General features: G+C 64.1%; 17 protein-coding genes. All 17 read right to left on the bottom strand.

Translation table 11 applies throughout. From position 1 onward, the window contains the following. Positions 1-59: 59 nt before the first annotated feature. The 17 genes from FKZ61_RS11765 to FKZ61_RS11685 all read right to left on the bottom strand — a co-directional run bounded on the left by FKZ61_RS11765 (position 60) and on the right by FKZ61_RS11685 (position 20,579). Complete coding sequence (locus FKZ61_RS11765) at positions 60-1,526, bottom strand: O-antigen ligase family protein (RefSeq protein ID WP_141610317.1); 1,467 nt, start codon at positions 1,524-1,526, stop codon at positions 60-62. Positions 1,527-1,536: 10 nt separating this feature from the next. Continuing rightward, positions 1,537-2,460 (bottom strand): glycosyltransferase family 2 protein, encoded by a 924-nt coding sequence (locus tag FKZ61_RS11760; protein WP_141610316.1) that lies wholly within the window; start codon positions 2,458-2,460, stop codon positions 1,537-1,539. A gap of 52 nt (positions 2,461-2,512) precedes the next feature. Further along, positions 2,513-3,535, bottom strand: a complete 1,023-nt coding sequence (locus tag FKZ61_RS11755; protein WP_141610315.1) for an NAD-dependent epimerase/dehydratase family protein — start codon at positions 3,533-3,535, stop codon at positions 2,513-2,515. Between the two features lie 306 nt (positions 3,536-3,841). After that, complete coding sequence (locus FKZ61_RS11750; RefSeq protein WP_141610314.1) at positions 3,842-4,954, bottom strand: acyltransferase family protein; 1,113 nt, start codon at positions 4,952-4,954, stop codon at positions 3,842-3,844. Between the two features lie 49 nt (positions 4,955-5,003). After that, positions 5,004-6,281, bottom strand: a complete 1,278-nt coding sequence (locus FKZ61_RS11745) for an NAD(P)/FAD-dependent oxidoreductase (RefSeq protein ID WP_141610313.1) — start codon at positions 6,279-6,281, stop codon at positions 5,004-5,006. A 92-nt stretch (positions 6,282-6,373) separates the two neighbouring features. Continuing rightward, positions 6,374-7,639: an NAD(P)/FAD-dependent oxidoreductase gene (locus tag FKZ61_RS11740; protein WP_141610312.1), complete on the bottom strand. Its 1,266-nt coding sequence runs from the start codon at positions 7,637-7,639 to the stop codon at positions 6,374-6,376. A gap of 66 nt (positions 7,640-7,705) precedes the next feature. Beyond that, a complete protein-coding gene (locus FKZ61_RS11735; protein WP_141610311.1) occupies positions 7,706-8,815 on the bottom strand; it encodes an acyltransferase family protein in 1,110 nt (369 codons plus the stop codon). Between the two features lie 266 nt (positions 8,816-9,081). Further along, positions 9,082-9,333, bottom strand: a complete 252-nt coding sequence (locus FKZ61_RS11730; protein WP_141610310.1) for an acyl carrier protein — start codon at positions 9,331-9,333, stop codon at positions 9,082-9,084. A 127-nt stretch (positions 9,334-9,460) separates the two neighbouring features. Further along, the gene (locus tag FKZ61_RS11725; protein WP_141610309.1) at positions 9,461-11,041 is read right to left on the bottom strand and encodes an amino acid adenylation domain-containing protein; all 1,581 of its coding nucleotides are present in this window, start codon (positions 11,039-11,041) and stop codon (positions 9,461-9,463) included. Between the two features lie 67 nt (positions 11,042-11,108). Further along, positions 11,109-12,254: an acyl-CoA dehydrogenase family protein gene (locus FKZ61_RS11720; RefSeq protein ID WP_141610308.1), complete on the bottom strand. Its 1,146-nt coding sequence runs from the start codon at positions 12,252-12,254 to the stop codon at positions 11,109-11,111. A gap of 105 nt (positions 12,255-12,359) precedes the next feature. Continuing rightward, positions 12,360-13,283: a sulfite exporter TauE/SafE family protein gene (locus tag FKZ61_RS11715; protein ID WP_141610307.1), complete on the bottom strand. Its 924-nt coding sequence runs from the start codon at positions 13,281-13,283 to the stop codon at positions 12,360-12,362. Between the two features lie 77 nt (positions 13,284-13,360). After that, complete coding sequence (locus FKZ61_RS11710) at positions 13,361-14,611, bottom strand: glycosyltransferase family 4 protein (RefSeq protein WP_170199612.1); 1,251 nt, start codon at positions 14,609-14,611, stop codon at positions 13,361-13,363. 88 nt (positions 14,612-14,699) lie between these two features. After that, positions 14,700-16,262, bottom strand: a complete 1,563-nt coding sequence (locus FKZ61_RS11705) for an NAD(P)-binding domain-containing protein (protein ID WP_141610305.1) — start codon at positions 16,260-16,262, stop codon at positions 14,700-14,702. A gap of 69 nt (positions 16,263-16,331) precedes the next feature. Further along, positions 16,332-17,417, bottom strand: coding sequence for a glycosyltransferase family 2 protein (locus FKZ61_RS11700; RefSeq protein WP_141610304.1), 1,086 nt, complete (start codon positions 17,415-17,417; stop codon positions 16,332-16,334). A 5-nt stretch (positions 17,418-17,422) separates the two neighbouring features. Next, positions 17,423-18,670 carry a glycosyltransferase family 4 protein gene (locus tag FKZ61_RS11695; protein WP_141610303.1) on the bottom strand — a complete coding sequence of 416 codons (1,248 nt, stop codon included), beginning with the start codon at positions 18,668-18,670 and terminating at the stop codon, positions 17,423-17,425. Between the two features lie 167 nt (positions 18,671-18,837). Further along, entirely contained in the window at positions 18,838-19,842 is a 1,005-nt protein-coding gene (locus FKZ61_RS11690; protein WP_141610302.1) for a glycosyltransferase family 4 protein, read from the bottom strand. Then, positions 19,839-20,579 carry a sulfotransferase domain-containing protein gene (locus FKZ61_RS11685; RefSeq protein ID WP_141610301.1) on the bottom strand — a complete coding sequence of 247 codons (741 nt, stop codon included), beginning with the start codon at positions 20,577-20,579 and terminating at the stop codon, positions 19,839-19,841. Before FKZ61_RS11685 ends, FKZ61_RS11690 begins: the two co-directional genes overlap by 4 nt. Between the last annotated feature and the right edge of the window lie 9 nt (positions 20,580-20,588).

Here is a 20,588-nt window from a genome sequence, read left to right as displayed (position 1 = left end):
ACCTCTGGTAGAAACTATCGGCGAATTTCTGCCGGGATTTACTAGGAAACCGACCCGGTTCAACCGCCGAATTCCCGGACGCTCTGGGGTGTGGCCAACGCCGCGCGCCAGGGCGTCCGGGCGTCCTCCACCGGAGAAGTCGTCTGCTCCTGGTGGGCCGTCATCCGGTCCAGGGCCAGCAGGCCGCCCAGGAAGAGCCAGCCCAACACGCTGGAGCGCATCCCCACCAGCCCCACGTTGTAGACGTAAGGCAGGATCCAATCCCCCAGGAAGCCGGCCACCACCATAGCCGCCCACCCGCCGAGGGCCCCTTCCACGTAGGCCCGGGCAAAGGGGCTGAGGGCCCGTCGCCGCAGCCGCCAGGCCACCTTGAAGATCTCCCAGAAAAACCACAGGTAGCAGATCAATCCCAGGACGCCCGTCTGGGCCACCAGATCCACGTACTGGTTGTGGGAGTTGAAGTTGACATAGTAGCCGCGGATGGGGAACAGAGGCGTGTAGCGGCTGTAGTTGGCCGGCCCCACCCCTGTGATGGGGTTCACCTCGATGATGTTCCAGAGGATCACCCACGCATCCACCCGGGTGGAATAGCTGTACTCATCCCCGGCGATGAGTCCGCTGAGCAGCACAGGCGTGACCAACAGGCCTAACAAGGCCATGATGATGGCCAGCCGCCAGGAGCGCAGGGCCAGGATCACGGCCATGGCCACCAGGGGCGGGATCCAGCCAGATTTCCAGTCGAAGGTCTGGACCAGGGCCGCGTACAGGGCCATGGCCAGCAGGAGGAACAAAAGCCCCCGCACCGCCGGCCGCAGGGACCGGTTCAGCAGCGCCTGGCTGAAGAGCAAGGCCACGATCCAGGTCCAGTACAGGCAGCTGGTGGATCCCCAGGGGTAAAAGGCCCCCAGCCGCCGGATGGGCCGGGGCGACACCCGGGCCACCAGGTAGATGCTGCCCAGGCCGATGAAGAGCCACACCATCCAGCGCAGCCACTTTTCTTCCCCAAAGAGGTGGGCCACCATGAGAAAGGCCGCAGCCGAGAGCACAAAGACGCCCACCGCGGCCAGCTGGGCGCTCAGGGGCGCGGGCGGGAGGGGAAACCACGGCAACTGGCCGACCAGGAGGGAGAGGAGCCCGCTGCCGATGAGCAACAGCAAGGGCCACAGGGGGCGCATCTGGCCCACCTCGCCAAACTGCCTGGAGGCGACCAGATAGAGCAGCCAGAAGATGGTCAGGCCGCTCAGGCTGATCACCGTCGGGTTGAAGTTATTGCTGCCGATGCCCACCAACAGGCCGATGAAAATCAGGGAGAGGGGGCCCAGCTGGGGTCGCCGCAACAGGACCAGGCCGCCCATCACCAGCATGGGCAGGGCCACCACCACCGCGGCCTGGCGCAAGGAGAGGCGACCCGCCAGCGCCACGCTGAGGGCCAGCACCACGGTGATGAGGAGAGGCCGCTGCCAGAGCCAGGGTCGCTCGCCCAGCCAGCGGCCGGGCGCCTGGAAGAGGGTGCCCATACCCGTCATGGTTGCACGCTCATGCTGGCCGCATCCCCCAGCGCCGGCGCAGGAAGTCGAACGCGCCCCGCCAGAGGGCCGTACGGTGCTCCTGTTGCACCCGTCGCCACTTGGGACGCAGACTCCAACTGAGCAGGGTCCGGACCAACTGGAACCAGACGATCAGCCAGGCCCGCAGCGGCGCCCGATGTTTGGCCATCATCAACAGGCGGTTGCGGGTGTTGTAGTAGGTCACTGAGGGACTGGGCCGGTAGTCCCGCTGGACGCCCTTGTGCCAGAGACGGGCCTGGGGGACGTGGACCACCTGCCAGCCGGCCCGTCGAGCCCGCAGACACCATTCGGTCTCCTCCCAGTAGTAGAAAAAGCGCTCGTCCAGCATGCCCACCTGTTCGATGACGGCACGACGGACCAGAATGGCGCAGCCCGAGATCCAGTCCACCGGCCGGGGCTCACGGAACTGCCCCGCATCGGGCTGGTTCTGGCCCAGGTGCCGGGCCTGCCAGTCCCGCCCCAGGGCGCCGCCGGCCGACTGGATGACCGTGGGCTCGTCGTGGTGGAGGACCAGGGGCCCCACGATGCCGATGGTGTCATCGTCGGTGTCGTCGCCCTCGGCCACGGCCATGAGCTGGCGCAGACAGTCCGGCGCCAGGATCGTGTCCTCGTTGAGGACGAAGACCCAGTCCGCGCCCTGGGCCAGCGCGGCGGCGATCCCCACGTTGTTGTTGCCGGCGTATCCCCGGTTTTCAGCCAGGGCCAGCACCTGCACCGACGGAAATTGGGCGCGGATGGCTTCCACCGAGCCGTCGGTGGAAGCATTGTCCAGCACCAGCGCGGTGTGGTTGGGATAGTCGTTGGCCTGCAGGGATGCCAGGCAGGCCAGGGTGTCTTCCCGCCGGTTGGTGTTGAGGATCACGCTCACCACGTGGGGCATGCGCCCAGCCATGCTGCCTCCTTTTTCCTCAATCGCCGTCCAGAATCCCCGTCCAGAAACCCCCTCAAGCGCCGTTGACCGCCGAGGGGGACGGGATAGCCCATGCCTTGGGGAAGTTCTTGGTCACCTCGATCCCCTCGAACTCCTGGCTGGCCCGGGCGCCGTGCTGCCGGACCCAGGCCGCCATGCGGCCGATGCCTTCCTCCAGGCTGTACTGGGGAGCCACGCCGAAGATGCGCTCCACCTTGTCGTGGGACGAGTAGGCCGCCACCACTTCGTTGCGCGCGGGGACATAGACGATGTCCGGCGGGACGCCCATGGCCTCGGCCACCGCGTGGGCCAGCTGGTTGATGGTGTAGGGCCGGTCCGCGCCGATGTTGAAGACCTGGTTGTAGGCGGCGGGCACTTCGATGGAACGGGCGATGATGGGCGCCACGTCGCCGATGTAGGTGAAGGCCCGCTCCTGGCTGCCATCCCCAAAGACGGTCATGGGTTTGCCCTGGAGGATCTGGTTCATGAAGATGCCCACCACGTTGCGGTATTTGTCGCCGATGTTCTGACGTTCGCCGTAGACGTTGTGGGGCCGGAAGATGATGTAGTTGAGATCGAACATCTCCTTGCAGATCGCCAATTCCTGCTCCACGGCCAGCTTGGCGATGCCGTAGGGATCCTCGGGATGGGCCGGGGTCTCCTCGGTCATGGGCAGCTCGGGGCTGGTCCCATAGACGGCGATGGAGGAGGTGAAGACAAAGCACTTCACGTCGGTGTTGATGGCGGCGTTGATGAGGTTGATGCTGCCCATCAGGTTGTTGGTGTAGTTGAAGCGCTTGATGAAGTGGCTGAGCCCTTCGGCCGCGTAGGCAGCCAGGTGAAAGACGTAGTCGAAACGCTCCTGGGCAAAGAGCTCTTCCACCAGCTGGACGTCGGTGATGGAACCCTGGATGAAGCGCACGCCGGGGACCAGATTGTCCACGAAGCCGCCGCTCAGGTCGTCCAACACGACCACGTCGTAGCCGGCGTTGACCAGGGCTTCGGCCACATGAGAGCCAATGAAGCCGGCACCACCGGTGACCAGTACTTTTGCCATAGCTTTCTTTCCTCTCCCCTGAGGGTGGACGATAGGGTGGTAGACGGTAGACGGTAGTCGGTAGTCGGGGGGGATGTCTGACGCCTATCGTTCTCCCAAGTCTCGTTTACGCAGTTGCCTTCCAGTGTATCACGAGGTTACACGGGTGGAGCTGTCAATAGTTTGACAATTCATCCGCCGGGCTGAAGCGGGGTTTCGGTGACAGCCTGGCGTGATCGGCCAGTGGCGGAGTGCGGAATGGGTGGTGCGTAGAGAGTCTCACCCACTACGCACCACCCACGCCCTGCTCTCCGCTGCCTCTGGCTGTTATCCAAAGAGGTAGGCGTAGAAGCGCCGGGCGGGGGAACGGTTGACCAGGGCCATCAGCGCCAGGGGAACGGCGAGCCCCAGGGCCAGCAGGAGGGGCTGCAGCAAGATTTGATGCGCCAACAGCCAGGGAACTGCATGGTAGATGACCTTCATCGCCACCAGCAGCACCAGGGAGTGGACCAGATAGATGCCATAGGAGCGGGTTCCCCAGTCGGCCAGCTGCCTGGCTGCGGGCAGGTTAACCCGTTCGAAAGCCAGGAAGGTCAGGATGGCCAGCGCCGAATAGAGATCATCGAAGAAGGTCCGCTCCTGGCCCAGCCAGCCCTGGCTAGAGGCCCGCAGGATCCACTCCCACTCCAGGATGCCCAGGGGCACGGTGACGACCAGCAGCCCCAACAGCCACCACTTCCAGCGGGCCAGCCAGACCCGAAAGTCGCCCACGTGAAAGCCCACCACCACCCCCACCGTAAACCAGAAGAGGTGTCCGGGGAAGAACCAGGCCGGAAACCAGCGCTCCAACTGGATGGCCCAGGGCCAGTCCATCCCCAGAAGGACGGGATAGCGGAGGGCCAGGGGAACGAGCTGGATCGCCAGGGAGGCCAGCAGCAGCGGCCGCCAATGGGACCGGGCCAGGGGCACCATCAGCAGGGCGAGCAGGTAGAGCTGGATCACCAGCGGTACGTAGTAGAACGCCTGGGCCGCTCCCCCCACCAGCAACAGCCGAAGGTACTGCCAGGGGGTGAAGATCTGGTCTTCGAGGACGGCGTTGGCCCCGAAGTAGATCAGCGACCACAGCAGGTAGGGGATCGCCAGGTTGACGATGCGCTGCCGCACCACCGACGGGCTGACGTTGGAACGGGTCCGGCCTGTGGCCACGGCGATGAAGTAGCCAGAGACGAACAGAAAGGCCGGAATGCTGAACATGAGCAGCTGCTCGAAAAACCGCAGCCCCCAGTAGGAGAGCCCCCCCATCTGGGAGAAGTCCGGCACCGCCACCGGCCGGTAGCGGTCGGTCCACCAGAACATGGCCACGTAGCCCCAGCCGATGGTGTGATTGAGCACCACGCCCACAATGGCAAGACCGTTGAGAAGAAGAAGGCGTCGAATCATGGTTGCGTCACCATCCCGGCGGGCGAAGCGGAACTCTCGTTCCGGGTTGTCAGTCGATGGGGATGGCGGTCAGCCTGTCCTTGAAGAGATGATTCTCGGATTTCTCCACCTTTTCTACGTAATCCCGCATGGCCTGCAGGACCGGCACCTCCTTGCGGTCGAAGACCACACCCTGGAGGAGCTCCAACACCTGGAAGCGATAGTCCTTGGACTGGATGAAGTGGGTGAAGAGGGGCAGCAGCTTGTAGTAGAGCCGGATAAACTCGTACCAGATCTCCACCCCGTTCCGCAGCTTCTCTTCGTAGGGCATGAGCGCCTTCTGGCTGAAGTCGCCTGTGGCGTAGGCCTCGGCAATCTGGGCGGCGGCGAAGCGGGCGCTGTAGAGGGCCACGCTCACCCCAGACGAGAAGATGGGATCCACGAAGCGGGCGGCGTCGCCCACCAGCATGAAGCCATCCCCCACGAAGCGCTCCATGCTGTAGCTGTAATCCCCTTCCGTCTTGAAATCATTGCAGCGGACCGCGTTGCGCATGGCGTGGGCCAGGTCCGGATTGAGGTTGACGTGGTGGTGGAAGTATTCAGCCACGTCGGTGCGGGCGTTCTTGAAGATCTCCTTCTCCGCCACCACCCCTACGGAAGTGATCTCCTCGGTGATGGGGATCTGCCACACCCAGCCCCGCTCCACGGGCAGGAAATAGATGTGGATGTAGTCGGCGTCCTCGCCTTCGCCCCGGTCCAGGTTCTTAAACCAGGCGTGGACTGCATACTGGTTGAAGATGGGGTCCTTCTTCTTCAGCCGCAGCTGGCGCCCCAGGACGGTCTCCCGGCCGCTGGCATCCACCACCATGCGGGCCGGCACATCCACCTCCGCGCCCCCCACCTGCACCCGGACGCCGTTGGCAAAGCCGTTCTCGTCGAAGAGCACCTGCTTGACCCGGACGCCCTGGTAGACCTTGGAGCCCAGGCTTTCCGCATGCTTCAACATCAGCAGGTCGAATTTGGCCCGGTCCACATGGTAGGTGTACTCCTGGTCGATTCCTTCCTGGGGAAATTCCTGAAACTCGATGGCAAAGGAGCGGCCCCCTGGTGCATGCCAGGATGCGCCATACTTGCGCACGAAACCTTCCCGCTCCATGGTTTCCAGAAAACCGATCTCGCGAAAGACCCGGGTGGTCGATGTCACCAGGGATTCCCCCACGTGGGGTCGGGGGTGGTTGGCGCCCTCGAAGATCATGTTGCCGATACCCGCCATGGACAGGTAACTGCCCAGGGTAGAGCCGGCCGGCCCCCCGCCGATGATGATGACATCATTGCTTGCAAAGTTCATAGATAGTGTGACCTCCATCACCTTTCACGTAATCATCGAATACAAATTCACTTCTCATCCAGGCTGCCAGCATGCCGCCCGCCGTTCCCCGCTCAGTCGATGGGGATGGGGCTCAGCTGCCCCCGCAGGAGATGGTTCTCGGATGCCTCCACCTTGGCGATGTACTCCCGCATGGCCTGCAGTACCTGCGCCTCTTTGCGATCGAAGACCAGCCCCTGCAACAGGCGTTCGATCTCCCGCCGATATTGGGGCGACTGGACGAAGTGGGTGAACAGGGGCAGGAGCTTGTAGTAGAGCCGGATGAACTCATACCAGATCTCCACCCCTGCCCGCAGCTTCTCTTCGTAGGGCAGGAAAACATGTTCCCCGAAGTCGCCCAGGGCAAAGGCATGGGCAATCCGTTCCGCAGCAAACTTGGCGCTGAACAGGGCCACGCTCACCCCAGACGAGAAGATGGGGTCCACAAAGCGGGCCGCGTCGCCCACCAGGAGGTAGCCATCCCCCACAAAGCGGCGCATGCTGTAGCTGTAATCCCCCTCGGCGTTGAACTCGGTGACCCGAACCGCATGGCGCATGGCATGGGCCAGATCGGGATTCATGTGGGCGTGGCGCAAAAAGTATCCCTCGATATCCTCGCGCGATCCTTTGAAGATGTCCTTTTCCGCCACCACGCCGATGGATGTGATCTCGTCGTTGATGGGGATCTGCCACACCCAGCCCCGTTCCACAGGCAGGAAGTAGATGTGGATGTAGTCGGCCTCCTCGCCTTCGCCCCGGTCCAGGTTTTTAAACCAGGCGTGGACCGCGTACTGGTTGAAGATGGGATCCTTTTGTTTCAGGCGAAGCTGGCGACCCAGCAGGGTGTTGCGCCCGCTGGCGTCCACCACCACCCGAGCCGGCACCTCCACCTCGCTGTTGCCCACCTGGACACAGACCCCCCGGGCCTGGCCCGCCTCGTCCAGCAACACCCGGCGCACATGGGTGCCCTGATAGACCCGGGAGCCCAGTTTTTCCGCGTGTTTCAGCAAGAGCAGGTCGAACTGGGCCCGGTCCACATGGTAGGTGTAGTCCTGATCGATGCCCTCCTCCGGCACCGCATTAAAACGCAGGGACAGGGAGCGCCCGCCGGGCGCATGCCACGCTGCGCCAAACTTGCGCACAAAGCCAGCCTCCTCCATGGTCTGCAGGAAGCCTAACTCTTTGAAAATCGCCACCGTGGACGTCACCAGGGACTCGCCCACGTGGGCACGGGGGAAATTGGCCCCTTCAAAGATGATGTTGTCGATTCCGGCCCGGGACAAGTAGCAGCCCAGGGCTGCCCCGGCGGGTCCTCCGCCAATGATGATGACATCTGCCATGGATGACTCCTGAAAAAGGATAGGAAGAGATTCCAGGTTTCCCGATGCGGTATCCTCTAGAATCAATTAGCCGAATAACCAACGGTAATAACGACGCAACGGAGAACGATTGACCAGGGCCATCAACAGGAGGGGAACTCCCAGGCTGGCCACCACGAGCACGGGCTGCAGGATCTCCTGATGGGCCAGCAGACCGGGCACAAAACGGTAGATCAGGCGGGCGGTGACCTCCATCACCGGCGAGTGGAGCAGGTAGATGCCGAAGGACTTGGCCCCCAGCTCCGACACGAAGCCGGCAAAGGGGACGTTAAAGTCGCTGAAAGCCAGAAAGGCCAGGATCACCAATCCGCCGTAGGCTGTGTCCAGGAAGGTTTCCCGGTGGGCCAACCATCCCTGGCCGGCATAGGTCTGCATGGACTCCCATTCCACCATGCCGACGACAAACAAGAGCAACAGCCCACCCAGCCACCACCATTTCCAGCGGGCGGCGAACTGTTTGAGCGCTGCCAGGTGAAAGCCAGCCACCAGCCCCGCCACAAACCAGAAGATGCGTACCGGGAAGATCCACTTGGGCACCACATCCACATAGGGCTGCAGGGCACCGGCGGACACATGCAACAGCGCCGGGTAATAGAGCAGCTGAATGCTCAGCTGGATGACCAGGGCCCCCAGCAACAGCCACTGCCACCAGCGACGGGCCAGAAAGACCAGCAACGGCGACAAGAGGTAAAACTGACAGAGCAGCGGCACGTAGTAGTAGGCCGGGTTCACCCGGCCGGTGAGCAACGCGGCTGCATAGCCGGCCGGCGAGAGACGCCGCCCCTGGAGCCCCAGGAAGACGATCAACACCAGGGACCAGATGAGGTATGGGATCAGCAGACTGCGGATCCGGGCCCCAACAATGGACCAGCTCACCGTCGCCTGTCGTCGAGGCGTGGCAAAGGCGATGAAATAACCGGAGACGAACAAAAAGGCAGGGATGCTGAAGACAGCGAACTGCTCAACGCCCCGCAAGACGTAATAACTGAGACTCCCCATCTGGGCGGTGGGGTCCGTGGCCGCAGGCAGGTAGCGATGGGACCAGGCAAACATGGCCACGAACCCCCACCCGGCCGCATGGAACAAAATCACCCCCAGAATGGCTACGCCATTCAACTGCAACAGGCGCCCGACCATCGGGACCCCTTTCTTTTTCTAGCCGGCCCCGGGCCGGTGGCGAAGGCGGTGCGTAGTGCGTAGTACACAGGAGGGAAGGCCCGTGGCCGTTTGACCCACCATGTACCATGCACGACTACAGTCTGGCGTAAAAGTCTGGCGTAAAAGTCTGGCGTAAATACCACGGCAGAAATTCCGGGTGCCCTCTGGGCGCACGCCCTCTGATGGAACCCATTGGCGAATTTCTGCCGGGATTTACGACGCACTACGCACCATGCCAACCTGGATCAGGCGGCGTGCGCGGGGTTCTGCTCCAGGTACGCGACCAGAGAGTCCACGCTGTGGAAATTTTCGTAGACCACATCCTCGTCCGGCACCTGGATGCCAAACCGCTCGTCGATGAAGGCCACCAGCTGGAGGATGCCCAGGGAGTCCAGCACACCAGTGGACAGCAGGTCCGTTGAGCTGGACAGGTTGGGGTCCCGCCGCTTCATGATTTCATCTTGGATGAAGTCCAGGATTGCGGTTTTCTTGTCCATTGTGTCGTTCTACTCCTCATCAATAAAACAGCTGAAAGTTGAAAATTTGACTAAAACTAACGTGCCAAGAGGGTGGAGCTGTGCCTGATTTAGTTGTGGTACAAGTTGTGGCATCTGCGGACTGGGCTCACGCCTGGGCCGTGGCTGCCAGGGCCTGCAGCTCCCGCCGGTTGATCTTGCCCGTGGAAGTACGCGGGAACTCCTCCAGGATGTCGATGGCCGCGGGGACGGCATAGGCGGGCAGCCGGCTGCTCAGGTGCTCCATGAGCATGCTGACGGTCAGGCTTTCCCCAGGCGTGGGCACCACCGCAGCCTTGATCAGGTTGCTCCCCTGGCCGTCGGGGACGGGATAGACCGCGGCCTCGTGTACCGCCGGGTGGGCCAGCAGGGCCACCTCGATCTCGTCCAGCTCCACCCGGTAGCCCCGGGTCTTGATCTGACGATCCTTGCGGCCCAGATACTTGTAGTTGCCGTCGGGCTGCAACATCACCAGGTCGCCCGTGCGGTAGTAGATGGCTTCCATCTGGCCGGCGATGGTCCGGTGGTAGAAGCCCCGGGCCGTCAGGTCGGGCCGCCCCCAGTAGCCCTGCATGACCAGCGGGCTGCGGATCAGGAGCTCCCCCACCTCGCCCGGCGCCACCGGCCGGTCGTCGCCGTCCAGTACCAGGTCCTCCACGTTGGCGCAGGGGCGGCCGATGGGAATGGGCTCGTCCGAGTCCGCCGGCAGGGGAGGCACATGATAATAGGTGCAGACGTTGGTCTCGGTGGGGCCGTACAGGTTGCTGAAGCGGGCCCCGGGCAACTGGGCCATCAGATCCCGCAGGTGCTTGGTGGGGAAGGGCTCCCCCGCAAAGAGCACCCAGCGCAGGGAACTCAGGTCCCGGGCCGCCAGCCCTCCCCGCAGCAGGAGCTGGATCAGGGCGAAGGGCACCGAGTACCAGACGCTCAGCCGCTCCTGCTCCATCAATTTGGCCAGGCTGGCCGGGAACTTGGTGACCACCTCGGGAATGATGACCACGGTGCCGCCGGCGATGGCGGTGGCAAAGAAGTCAAAGGTGGACAGGTCGAAGTGCAGGGGCGCATGGTTGCTGACCCGGTCCTCGGCCCGAAGCTCGTAGGTGTGGGCCGCCCACTCGGCAAAACTCAGCCCACTGCGATGGGTGTGCATGATCCCCTTGGGGTTGCCGGTGGACCCCGAGGTGTAGAGGATGTAGGCCAGATCCTGCTCCACCAGGTTGGGGACCGGCAGGCCCCGCTCCGGCCCGCCCACCACCTGATCCCAGGGGATGGCGGCTGTGGGCAGGTCGTCGCCGGGGGCCACGCCTACGCAGCAATGCAACTCCGGCAGGGCCGCAGCCAGCCGGGCCAGATCCGGCCGTTTCCCCTCGCCGGTCACCAGGACCTGGATGCCACAGTCCTGGATCACATAGCGCAGCCGCTCCAGGGGAGCGAAAGGATCCAGGGGCACGTAGGCAGCGCCAGCCAGCATGATCCCATACAGGGCCACCGCCGATTCCAGAGATTTGTTGAAGTAGATGCCCACCCGGTCGCCCCGGGCCACGCCCTGGTCGCGCAGGGTCCATGCCAGGGCCAGGGCCCGCTGCCACAGCTCCCCATAGGAGAGGCTCTGGCCGTTGCAGCGCACCGCTTCCCGCTCTGGCGCAACCTGGGCGGCATCCCGAACGCCGTCTGTCAACAGATATCGCATGGTCACTGCTCCCTTCTCTCGACCATCTCTACACCAGGGCCTGCCGGGGACAGGCCAGCCCCACCGTTCACAGGCCCAACATACGGGCAATGATGTTGCGCTGGATGTCCGACGTCCCCGAATAGAGGGTGCCGCCCACCGCGTCCCGCAGATCCCGCTCCACTTCAAACTCGGTCATGTAGCCGTAGCCGCCGAAGGTCCGCACCGCGTCCAGGCTGGATTGGACGAAGCATTCGCTCAGGTAAAGCTTGGCCATGGCCGCCTCCATCACCGCGGGCTTGCCCATCTGCTTCAGCCAGGCCACCTGGTAGAGGAGCAGGCGGCTGGTCTCCAGGCGGATCTTCATGTCCACGATGCGGTTGGCCACGGATTGGAACTTGCCGATGGGCTGGCCGAACTGGCGCCGCTCCCGGGCATAGCGGACGGCCTCCTCCAGCTGCCGCTCCATGGCACCCAGCTGGCTGGCCAGGATGCAGCTTCGCTCCCATTCCATGGAGCCATTGAAGATCTTGGCGCCGATGCCCTCGGGGCCCAGCCGGTTCTCCTCCGGGATGAAGCAATCCTGGAAGATGAGCTCCCCCATGGGAGAGGTGCGCAGGCCCATCTTCTCCAGGTTCCGGCTCACGGTGAAGCCCGGCGTGCCCTTGTCCACCAGAAAGGCGGTGATGCCCCACATGCCCCGCTCCGGGGCCACAGTGGCGAAGACCAGGGCCATGTCGGCCACGGGCGCGTTGGTGACGAAGGTCTTGGTGCCGTTGAGCACGTAGCCGCCATCCACCCGGGTAGCCCGGGTGCGCAGGCTGTAGGCGTCGGACCCGGAGTCGGGCTCCGACATGCCATGGGCGCCGATCATCTCGCCGCTACACATGGGGCACAGGTATTTCTGCTTCTGGGCTTCTGTGCCAAAGAGCAGGATGGGCATCTGGACGCTCAGGAGCTGGGCGTTGATGGCAAAGATCAGGCCGTTGTCCCGGCAGCCGTAGCCCAGCCCTTCCATCACCAGCATGGTGGTGAGGATGTCCGCGTTGCTGCCCCCGTACTCCTCGGGCATGGGCAGCCCCTGGATGCCAAAGCGGGCGCATTTGCGCCAGTTTTCCAGCGAGAACTGGCCGGCGTGATCCCGGGCGATTAAATCGTCGTTCAATTCTTTTTGAGCAAAGTCGATGACAGCTTTCTTGTAGGCAAGCTGTTCTTCCGACCAGGCAAAATCCATAAAAATTCTCCTACGCGAGAGGGCGCCAGTTTTCACAGGTACGGCTCCCAACCGCACGATGTCACCAGTTGGGTGATGTAACCAGTTGGGTCAAGGCAAATTGGCTCAGGACAGGTAAGACGACACAAACTGAAACAGGAAGATGCTGCCATCCACGATGGCGATGACAGCAAAACCGATTTTGAGGCGACGTGGCCCAATCCACTGGCTGAGGTAGGGACCCATGCGGCCGCCGAAGACGCAGCCAAAACCTGTGAAGAGGATCAGCTCCCAGGGCAGGCCGCCCAGAAACAACTGATGGATGGTGGCCAGGAAGACAGAATTGATGGCCAGCAGCACCACCCCCAGGCCAATGCCCCGCTCGGCCCGCAGGCCATAGGCCAGCATCAGGAACGCCGCCACCACCTCCCCTTCCCCGATGGCCACCCAGCCGGTGAGCATGCCTCCCAGGAAGGCCATGGCCGCCAACGCCGGATATGCCCGCCGGGGCACATCCTCCCCGCCGCTGTAACGGTCTAACAGGATCAGGGTGATGAGGCCGATGAGGATGGAAACCGGACCAAAGAGCCCCTTGACCAGCAGGGGATTGGGGCGGATGATCAGCGAGCTGACGGTGCTGCCCAGCAGCAGGGCCGGCACCGCCACCCGCAACAGGTGAAAGGGTACCACACCCCGGCGACTCCAGCCAATGGCGCCGCTGGTCATGCCGAAGCACTGGCTGCCCAAGGCCAGCTTCAGGGCCATCACCGCTGGCAGGTGATAGACCCAGATCATCACCGGGATGAAGACCAGGCCGCCGCCTACCGCAGTGGCGTTGCCCAGCATGGCGCCGGCAAAGCCCACGAAAAACAGGGGCCAGTTGCGCTGCAACAAACCAACCGGATCGGGAAAAGCCACAAACAGAACCAGAGCCCACACGACTACGAAGAGGGGCATCCACCAGGCCCAGTAGCGCAGGGGCCGGTAGACGATGGGAGCCAGGGGCGCCAGGGCCCCGGGTTGCTCGATGGTGACATCCGATGTTTGCATATACGGTCCGACGCTCCATGAAGCGAACGAAGAAATCCGTGCTCGTCTGTGAAATCTGTGGATCCACTCCACAAAGCCTACCGGGATTCGTGGAGCGGCTGGGGAGCGCCCAGCGGCTGCAGCCGCGACTGGATGGCCATCTCCAGGTGCCCCTCCAGGGTAGACACAGCCCGGGACCAGCTCCAGTGGCGGACTACATGCTCCCGCCCGGCCTGGCCATATTCCCGGGCCTGGGCTGGATTCGACAGCAGCCGGGCCAGGGCCTCGGCAAACTCCCGCTCATCCCGCCGGACCAGCAGGCCCGTCTGATCGTGGAGGACTGTCTCCTGGGTGCCGCCCTCCCGCACGGCGATCACCGGCGTGCCGCAGGCCATGGATTCCAGGGCCACCAACCCAAAGGGCTCCCGAACGGGCGCGTAGACAGTGACCTGGGCCTGGTTGTACAGCTCCACCAGCCGCTGATCGCTGACGTTGCCCAACAGCGCCAGCTCCACATCCAGCTCAGCCGCGAGCTGGTGCAGGTAATCCCGCTCAGGCGGGTTCTGGAAGTTGCTGGCGATGGCCAGCCGGGGCCGGTCGGCAGCGGGTAGCCGGGCCAGGGAGCGGATCAGGAAGTCGAAGCCCTTGAGGGGCGTCAAGGAGCCCACCGAGAGCACCATCTTCTCCCGGGCCAGCCCCAGGGGCCGAAACTGGCGCACATCCACGCCCAGGTAGCTGACGTGGGCCTCCACCCCGTAGATGCGATCCACCGCCCGGCGGACGAAGTGGGAGTTCACCAGCACCCGGTCGGCCTGGCGCACGTTGTGGCGGTCGGCCTGCTTGAGGAGCAGGTGATAGAGCCCCGGCAGGGGATCCAGCCGGTCCAGCCGACGACGCCAGGAATTCCGAGGCTGGTTGTAGGGGCGGGCCGGCATAGGCTCGTACACTCGACGCAGGGGCTCCTGACAGAAATAGACCGTGGGGACCGTCTGCAGCCGGCTGAGCAAGGATGGGCTGACCTCGAACTGACAGGGCTGCACGAAGGCCACGTCATAGTCCCCCTGCTCCAGGGTCTGGGCCAGCCGCCGGGTCAGCTGCTGCAGCCGCAGGAGATCGGCCATGCGCATGAGCTGGTTCAGCCGGCCCCAAGGCGAACGGAACAGGGGCAGGGGTTGAAAATCCATCACCTGATGGCCGTTCACGTAGGGCCGCAGGTCGGCAAATCCATGGTCCGCGCTGCTGAGGGTGAAGACGTCCACGTGATGGCGCGGGCCCAGCCCCTTCACCAATTCCTGGAGAGCCCTTTTGGCCCCGCCGGACGGCAGGTTGTGGTAGATGGCGATTCGCATGGTACACATCCCCTCTTGACAACGTTTCTCAGGTGGTCTGGGGCAGTCTCCTGCCCCAGACCACCGCCTGCCTGGACGCCCGTATCCCTCAACCCAGGATGGGCTGGGTATCCCGGGTCGCAGAGAGCTGAGACTTGAAATAGGCCAGCGCGGGCTTCACGTATTCGTCCAGGTACCACTCGCTCTCCAGGTCGTCCTGGATGTGATGCTCCGAGACCAGCCGGCCCTGGTTGAAGCGGCGGATGACCGGGTGCAGGTAGGCCGCCTCGTGGGCTCTCTCCGGCGACGGATCCCGCTCTATGTTGAAGGGGTCGCCCATGAAGTGACCGTACTCCAGGCTGACGGTGTAGTAGTGACTGTTGGCGCCGAAGGGGCTCTGGTGAATATAGTCGGCCCGCAGGTCTTCGTAGTAGTGGGCCATGCCCGCCTCCTCGTCCGCCACGACCACATCCTGCAGGAAGCCCGGCTGCAGGAAGATGCCAGAGCCGTTGTTGATCCGGTCCAGCACTTTGTCCAACACGGCCCGGGGCGTCAGGGGCACCGACTCGCTGGGCCAGGGGGTGCCGTGGTACTTGACCTCCAGCAGGCGGCTCAGGGTGCGCACGTTGTAGCGGAAGCCGTGGATGAAGCCGGACATGGTCTTTTTGTAGTCACAGGCCTGCATGAGCGTGCCGGCGAAATACATGCCAGGCACGTTGGTCGACTCCCACTCCGCGGTCTGGGCCGGGAAGCGGTTGTGGATGGCCAGCTCCGGCCGGCAGCTCTCGTGGAAGATGGAGTTGTCGAACTGGAAGCCCGTGCACAGGATCACGTGGTCGTATTCCCGCATGGTGGTCTGGCCCTTGGCGTGGCTGTAGGCGATGTGCACGCAGTAGCGGTTGCCCTCCCGCTCCACCTTCATGACCGTGCCGTCGATCACCGTGTTCTGGGACTTGAGCTGGTAGGTGTCCAGGAAGTCGTTGTTCACGGCCCGCAGGTGGCCCACGTAGTGGGTCTGCCAGGCGAACTTCACCGAGTTGGGGCTGCACACGTGGATGGCGGCCGCTGTCTCCACCAGGTGATTGGCCGTTTCAAAGGCCGAGTTCCCCTTGCCCAGGATGAGCACCCGTTTGTTCCGGTAGAGCTCGGGATCGGTGTTGTGGGTCACGTAGTTGTCGCAGTACTCCACGCCGGGGAAGTCGGGAATGTAGGGCTTGAAGAGACCCGTGGCCACGATGAGCCGCCGTCCCAGGTAGGTGTTGCCCTGGGCGTCGGTCACGTGGAAGAGGCCATCTTCTTTGCGCACCTGGACCACCGACGTGTTGTACTGCACCCGCAGTTGATAGCGCTGGGCAAAGTCGCTCAGGTAGCGGCAGAGAACATCCGGCGTGGGGAAGTAGCGCCTGGTGTAATTCTTGAAGACCAGCTCATACTCATCGGAGAGCAGGGAATTCCAATCCCACCGCATGTTGCGCTCCGGATGATCGGTGCCGGTGAAGACTTTGTTGATGGAAATCAACATGCCATGGCGGGGAAACTTCTCGAAGAACGCGCCAGGATTCTTCTCCCGCTCCAGGATCAGGTAATCCCGGCCGCTCTTCTCCATATAATAGGCCAGCTGCAGGCCGGCCGGGCCGGCGCCGATAATCAGATAGTCATGGGCGGTGTTCATCTACGTTCACTCCTCGTGTGCAATCTCTGGACAACATGACGGACAACATGAACAACGGATCAATGCAATTTACGATAACTTGCCAAAGGGCGTCAGGGGTGGGCCGCCGCGACGGGTGACGGCTTGCTTGAAGGTCAACAGCAGGCGGCAGAGCCGCGGGTTGAACTGAAAGAAAGCGGACAGCAGCGCCGCCTGCACATCCGCCGGATTCAGCCGCCGGGCCTCTGCCAGCCAGCGGGTCACCGCCTGGCGGTCCCCCCGCCGGAGCAACGCCTGGCTGGCCATGAGGCGCAGCAGGCGGGCCTGCTCGTTCCGGGGCAGCAGGGCGAACTGGGGCCAGGCCGTAGCCTGGCTCTGGCGCTCCGGGTAACCGGCCAACTGCTCCACCAGCAGGTCGTAGAAGGCGGCCACCTGGACATCCACCGGACACTCGGCGAAGCGAGGCAGGTGAATGGCCTTCTCCCGGCAGCGGGCCAGGTAGAGGGCCCGGCGCCGGGCATCCGTGCGCACGGTGACGTTGGTCTGGTGCACCCGATAGCGACAGGTGGCCTGGTCCACGTAGCCGAAGTGGGTCACGGCGGCAAAGCGGGTCAGGAAGTCCCAGTCCGGGCCGATGACGATCTCCGGGTCGAAGCGGAGATCATGGGCCACCACCACCTGCCGCCGCAGCACCACGCAGATGGGTGGGCCGAAGACATCCGAGGCCCGGACCACCTCGGCAAAGATGTCGCCGGTAAACGGCCCCCGGCGATGGCTGGAGAGCTTCTCCAGGCGCACGCCGGCGCCGTCGCAGTAGTGGCCATCGGTGTAGACGCCGCCGTGCTCGGGGTGCCGCTGCAGATGCGCCACCGTCAGGGCCAGATGTTCCGGCAGGAAAAGGTCGTCGGCATCCAGGAAGGCCACAAATTCTCCCCGCATCTGGTCCAGGGCAAAGTTGCGGGCCGCGGCCTCGCCGCCGTTGGGCCGGTGGTAGACCCGCACCCGGGGATCTGCGAAGGATTCGGCCACCGGGCCTGTGCCATCGGCGGAGCCATCGTTGACCACGATCAGTTCCCAGTGGGGGTAGGTCTGGGCCAACACGCTTTCGATGGCCATCCCGATATAGGTTTCGGCGTTGTACGCCGGCATCATGACGCTGACCAATCCAGCTTCCATCTCTTCTATCCCATCGAATCTGATTTCTGGGCCAGCACCTGCTGGAACACCTGGAGCAACCGGTCCACCGTGCGTTCCCAGGTATGGCACACTTCAGCCTCCTGGCGGGCTGCCTGCCCCAGCCGCTGGCAGAGCTCCGGGTCGGCCAGCAAAGCGGCCATGGCCCCGGCCAGCGCATCCTCGTCACAGGGGGGTACAATCCAGCCGGTGACCCCGTGGCGAAGGGTGGGCGGATGTTTGCCGTGGCCCGAGGCGATAGTGGCCAGCCCGGCGGCCTTGTAGTCCAACACCTTCAGGCCCGAGAACTCGGGCCAGCCGCAGTAGGGCGACAGGCCGATGTCCGCCTGGGCCAGGCGCGGGGCGTAGGCTTCAGGCGCCAGCTGGCCGGTGAAGGTGACCGCCTGGCCGATCCCCAGCTGGTGGGCCAGCTGCCGGGCCTCGTCGTAGCCGGCGCCGTAGCCCACCATCAAAAGCCGGGCCTGGGGAAAGCGCCTGTGGGTCCGGGCAAAGGCCCGCAGCAGGTGCGTCACCCCATGCCAGGGGTAGAAGCCCCCCACGTAGGCCAGGGTGGCCGGATCCTGAGGCGCCCGGCGCAGGCGAAAGGAGCGCAGCTGCTCCCGGGACAAGAGCTCCACCAGGACGGTGCCGTTCTCCACCGTGGTCACCCGGGAAGGGTCCACGCCCCAGCGGCGGATGAACTGTTCCCGCCACCCCTCGCCAGAGGCCACCACGTGGGCTGCGCCGCGCATGGCCCAGCCCATCACGGCCAGGGAGAGACGACGTTGCAGGCCCGTGGGGGCCTGGCCCTTGGCCTCCAGGTCCAGCAGGTTGTCGCCGTTTTCTTCCAGGACCAGGGGAATCCCCATCCAGCGGGCGGCCAGCACGCCGCCATAGGTCATCCAGCTCTTCCGCTCGTAGAGGAGGTCACATCCGGTCAGCTCCTGGCGGCAGGCCTGGGCGAAGCGGATGCTCTCGAACAGGCCTGCATAGGGCAGGCGCAGGGTCGCCTGGAGCCGTCGCACGGCCCGCTCCAGCCAGCGCAGGGGGCCCCCATCGCTGTGGCGCACCGTCACCGGCTGGAAGGGACCCAGGCCATCGCTGTAGCCAATACGCCCTTCCAGGCGTGCCAGCAGGCGTACCTGGTGGCCCCGGCGTTGGAGCGCCTCCACCACGTGGCGGACGTGATTGGCCGGCCCGTCGAACGGGGGATGCCACACGTCCACCCCCTGCTGCATGAGATATCCGATCTTCAAAAATTGACTCCCTGGCTCAGACAGGTGGATGTCTACAGACGTCCGCCAAGGTTCTGGCGGGGAAAGCGGGTTGGGTAAATCCCGGCAGAAATTCGCCGATAGATTCTACCAGAGGTAGTGCCGCCGAATTTCTGCCGTGGTATTTACGCCAGACTGTATCAGGCCGGTTACAGGGCAACCTGGAGGGCCGCCCCCTCGATGAGCTGGCGGATGGCGACCTTGGTTCGGTCCACGTTGAAGTGGTCCCGCACCCGGGCCCGCAGGGCAAACTTCTTGAGCTGCCGCTCGGTCTCCGTCAGCTGGCTGTAGGCCAGGATCTGGCGCTTCAGCTCGGAGCTGGTGTAGAAGAGGTTCTCCTCTGGGAAGAGCTCTTCGGCACCTTCCCACCGGTGGGAGAGACAGTAGCAGCCAGCCGCCATGGCCTCCAGTGGAGTCACCTGCAACCCCTCGGAGTAGCTGTTGGAGATGAGGATGTCGATGCGGCGGTACCACTCCTCGGGCCGCTCCACGTGGCCGTAGAAGGTCACCCGGTCGCCGATGCCCAGGCGCCGCACCAACTCGTACAGTGCGGTGGAATATTCGGCAAAACCGGCCGCCTCGCCTCCCCCCACGTGGAGATGAAAGTCGTGGCCCTCCTGCAGCAACTCGTAGAACGTCAGGATCAGGTCGTAGACCCGCTTGCGGGGCCGCAGGTGGCAGAGGATGCCCAGGTCGCCAGCGAAGGGCTTGAAGGTGGGGCGGAAGCGTTCCAGGGAGACGGCTTCCGGGATCACCGTGATTTTGGCGGCCTGCTCCGGGAAACGGGCGGTAAACTCCTGCCGCTTGGCTTCGCTCACCAGGATGATGCGATCCACCGCGTCCCAGTTGATCCGGTCGGCCCACTGGTACAGCTCATAGCGGTGGAGGCGGGTCACGATGCCACAGCACTTGGGCAGGTGGGTCGCCGCGGCCAGCAGCCCGCTGGCCCATTCGAAGAAGACCACATCCTGTTGGCGCAGAAATTGCTGCAGGTCCCGCTGGAAGACCAGCCGGTTGAAGCGGCCATTCAGCACAGGCAGGGAGAGGGTCCGCCGCCGGAAGAGGGTCGTCTGGTGATGGGCCGACAGGTCGGCGTAGATCTCGTGGAGGAAGTCCCACGTCTCTTCAATGGCGATGCCAACGCGCATGGTCATCCCACCAGTACTTCGTCAAACATGGCCGCGTAGCGGGTATTGCGGTAGCGCTCCCGGAGCTCCTCAAAGTTGGCCAGCACATCCCGCAGGTTGTCCCGGGTGTTCTTCAGGGTCCGTCCCTGGACGGGTTGGGGGCGGACCCCCAGGAAGGCAAAGACCTGGTTCAAAAAAGCCGCTTCGTCCAACAGGAGATCTTCGTAGTAGAGCATCAGGGTGGGCAGGCCCAGGCGTTCCACGTACTCCTCCAGCTCCTGGTCCCACGCCTCCCGCTGGCGCAGCAGCTGGTCGAACTCCTGGAAGTCCACCTGCAGGGCCTGATCCCGGCGCTTGCTCTCGTCCAGGAGGTTCCAGGTGCCGGCCCGTTCCCACAGCCGCCGGGCGTTGAGGGTGGAGACCACGCCCTTGACGGTGTTGCGCCGGCGCAGGCAGAGGACACGACACTCTTTCTCCTGGAGCAGGCGGGCAAAGCCGTCGGGGTCCAGGATATCCACCAGCTTGGTCTTAAAGCCCCGGGCCTTGGCACGGCCCAGCAGAGGGGGCGTCCAGAACTCCCGGGCCCACGCCAGCTGCGCGGCCCCATCCTTGCCCTGCTGGCGGAGCACAGCCAGCTCTTCCCGCAGGGAGACAATGTGGGGATGGGAGTCCAACAGCGTGGCCAGATAGGTGCTGCCGGCCCGCTCGACGAAAAGATTGACAAATGGTTGGACCTGAGAACGGAAAAAGATCGGGCGGAGCATGAACCAACA

The sequence above is a fragment of the Litorilinea aerophila genome, assembly GCF_006569185.2.
Classification (GTDB): domain Bacteria; phylum Chloroflexota; class Anaerolineae; order Caldilineales; family Caldilineaceae; genus Litorilinea; species Litorilinea aerophila.
Note: the sequence above shows the minus strand (reverse complement) of the source record. Positions and strands in the feature narration are given on the sequence as shown.

What these genes read in the sequence shown, in the direction of transcription:
- FKZ61_RS11765 (WP_141610317.1), bottom strand. Translation starts at nt 1,526, where the DNA reads ATGACGGGTATGGGCACCCTCTTCCAGGCGCCCGGCCGCTGGCTGGGC.
- FKZ61_RS11760 (WP_141610316.1), bottom strand. Translation starts at nt 2,460, where the DNA reads ATGGCTGGGCGCATGCCCCACGTGGTGAGCGTGATCCTCAACACCAAC.
- FKZ61_RS11755 (WP_141610315.1), bottom strand. Translation starts at nt 3,535, where the DNA reads ATGGCAAAAGTACTGGTCACCGGTGGTGCCGGCTTCATTGGCTCTCAT.
- FKZ61_RS11750 (WP_141610314.1), bottom strand. Translation starts at nt 4,954, where the DNA reads ATGATTCGACGCCTTCTTCTTCTCAACGGTCTTGCCATTGTGGGCGTG.
- FKZ61_RS11745 (WP_141610313.1), bottom strand. Translation starts at nt 6,281, where the DNA reads ATGAACTTTGCAAGCAATGATGTCATCATCATCGGCGGGGGGCCGGCC.
- FKZ61_RS11740 (WP_141610312.1), bottom strand. Translation starts at nt 7,639, where the DNA reads ATGGCAGATGTCATCATCATTGGCGGAGGACCCGCCGGGGCAGCCCTG.
- FKZ61_RS11735 (WP_141610311.1), bottom strand. Translation starts at nt 8,815, where the DNA reads ATGGTCGGGCGCCTGTTGCAGTTGAATGGCGTAGCCATTCTGGGGGTG.
- FKZ61_RS11730 (WP_141610310.1), bottom strand. Translation starts at nt 9,333, where the DNA reads ATGGACAAGAAAACCGCAATCCTGGACTTCATCCAAGATGAAATCATG.
- FKZ61_RS11725 (WP_141610309.1), bottom strand. Translation starts at nt 11,041, where the DNA reads ATGCGATATCTGTTGACAGACGGCGTTCGGGATGCCGCCCAGGTTGCG.
- FKZ61_RS11720 (WP_141610308.1), bottom strand. Translation starts at nt 12,254, where the DNA reads ATGGATTTTGCCTGGTCGGAAGAACAGCTTGCCTACAAGAAAGCTGTC.
- FKZ61_RS11715 (WP_141610307.1), bottom strand. Translation starts at nt 13,283, where the DNA reads ATGCAAACATCGGATGTCACCATCGAGCAACCCGGGGCCCTGGCGCCC.
- FKZ61_RS11710 (WP_170199612.1), bottom strand. Translation starts at nt 14,611, where the DNA reads ATGCGAATCGCCATCTACCACAACCTGCCGTCCGGCGGGGCCAAAAGG.
- FKZ61_RS11705 (WP_141610305.1), bottom strand. Translation starts at nt 16,262, where the DNA reads ATGAACACCGCCCATGACTATCTGATTATCGGCGCCGGCCCGGCCGGC.
- FKZ61_RS11700 (WP_141610304.1), bottom strand. Translation starts at nt 17,417, where the DNA reads ATGGAAGCTGGATTGGTCAGCGTCATGATGCCGGCGTACAACGCCGAA.
- FKZ61_RS11690 (WP_141610302.1), bottom strand. Translation starts at nt 19,842, where the DNA reads ATGACCATGCGCGTTGGCATCGCCATTGAAGAGACGTGGGACTTCCTC.
- FKZ61_RS11685 (WP_141610301.1), bottom strand. Translation starts at nt 20,579, where the DNA reads ATGCTCCGCCCGATCTTTTTCCGTTCTCAGGTCCAACCATTTGTCAAT.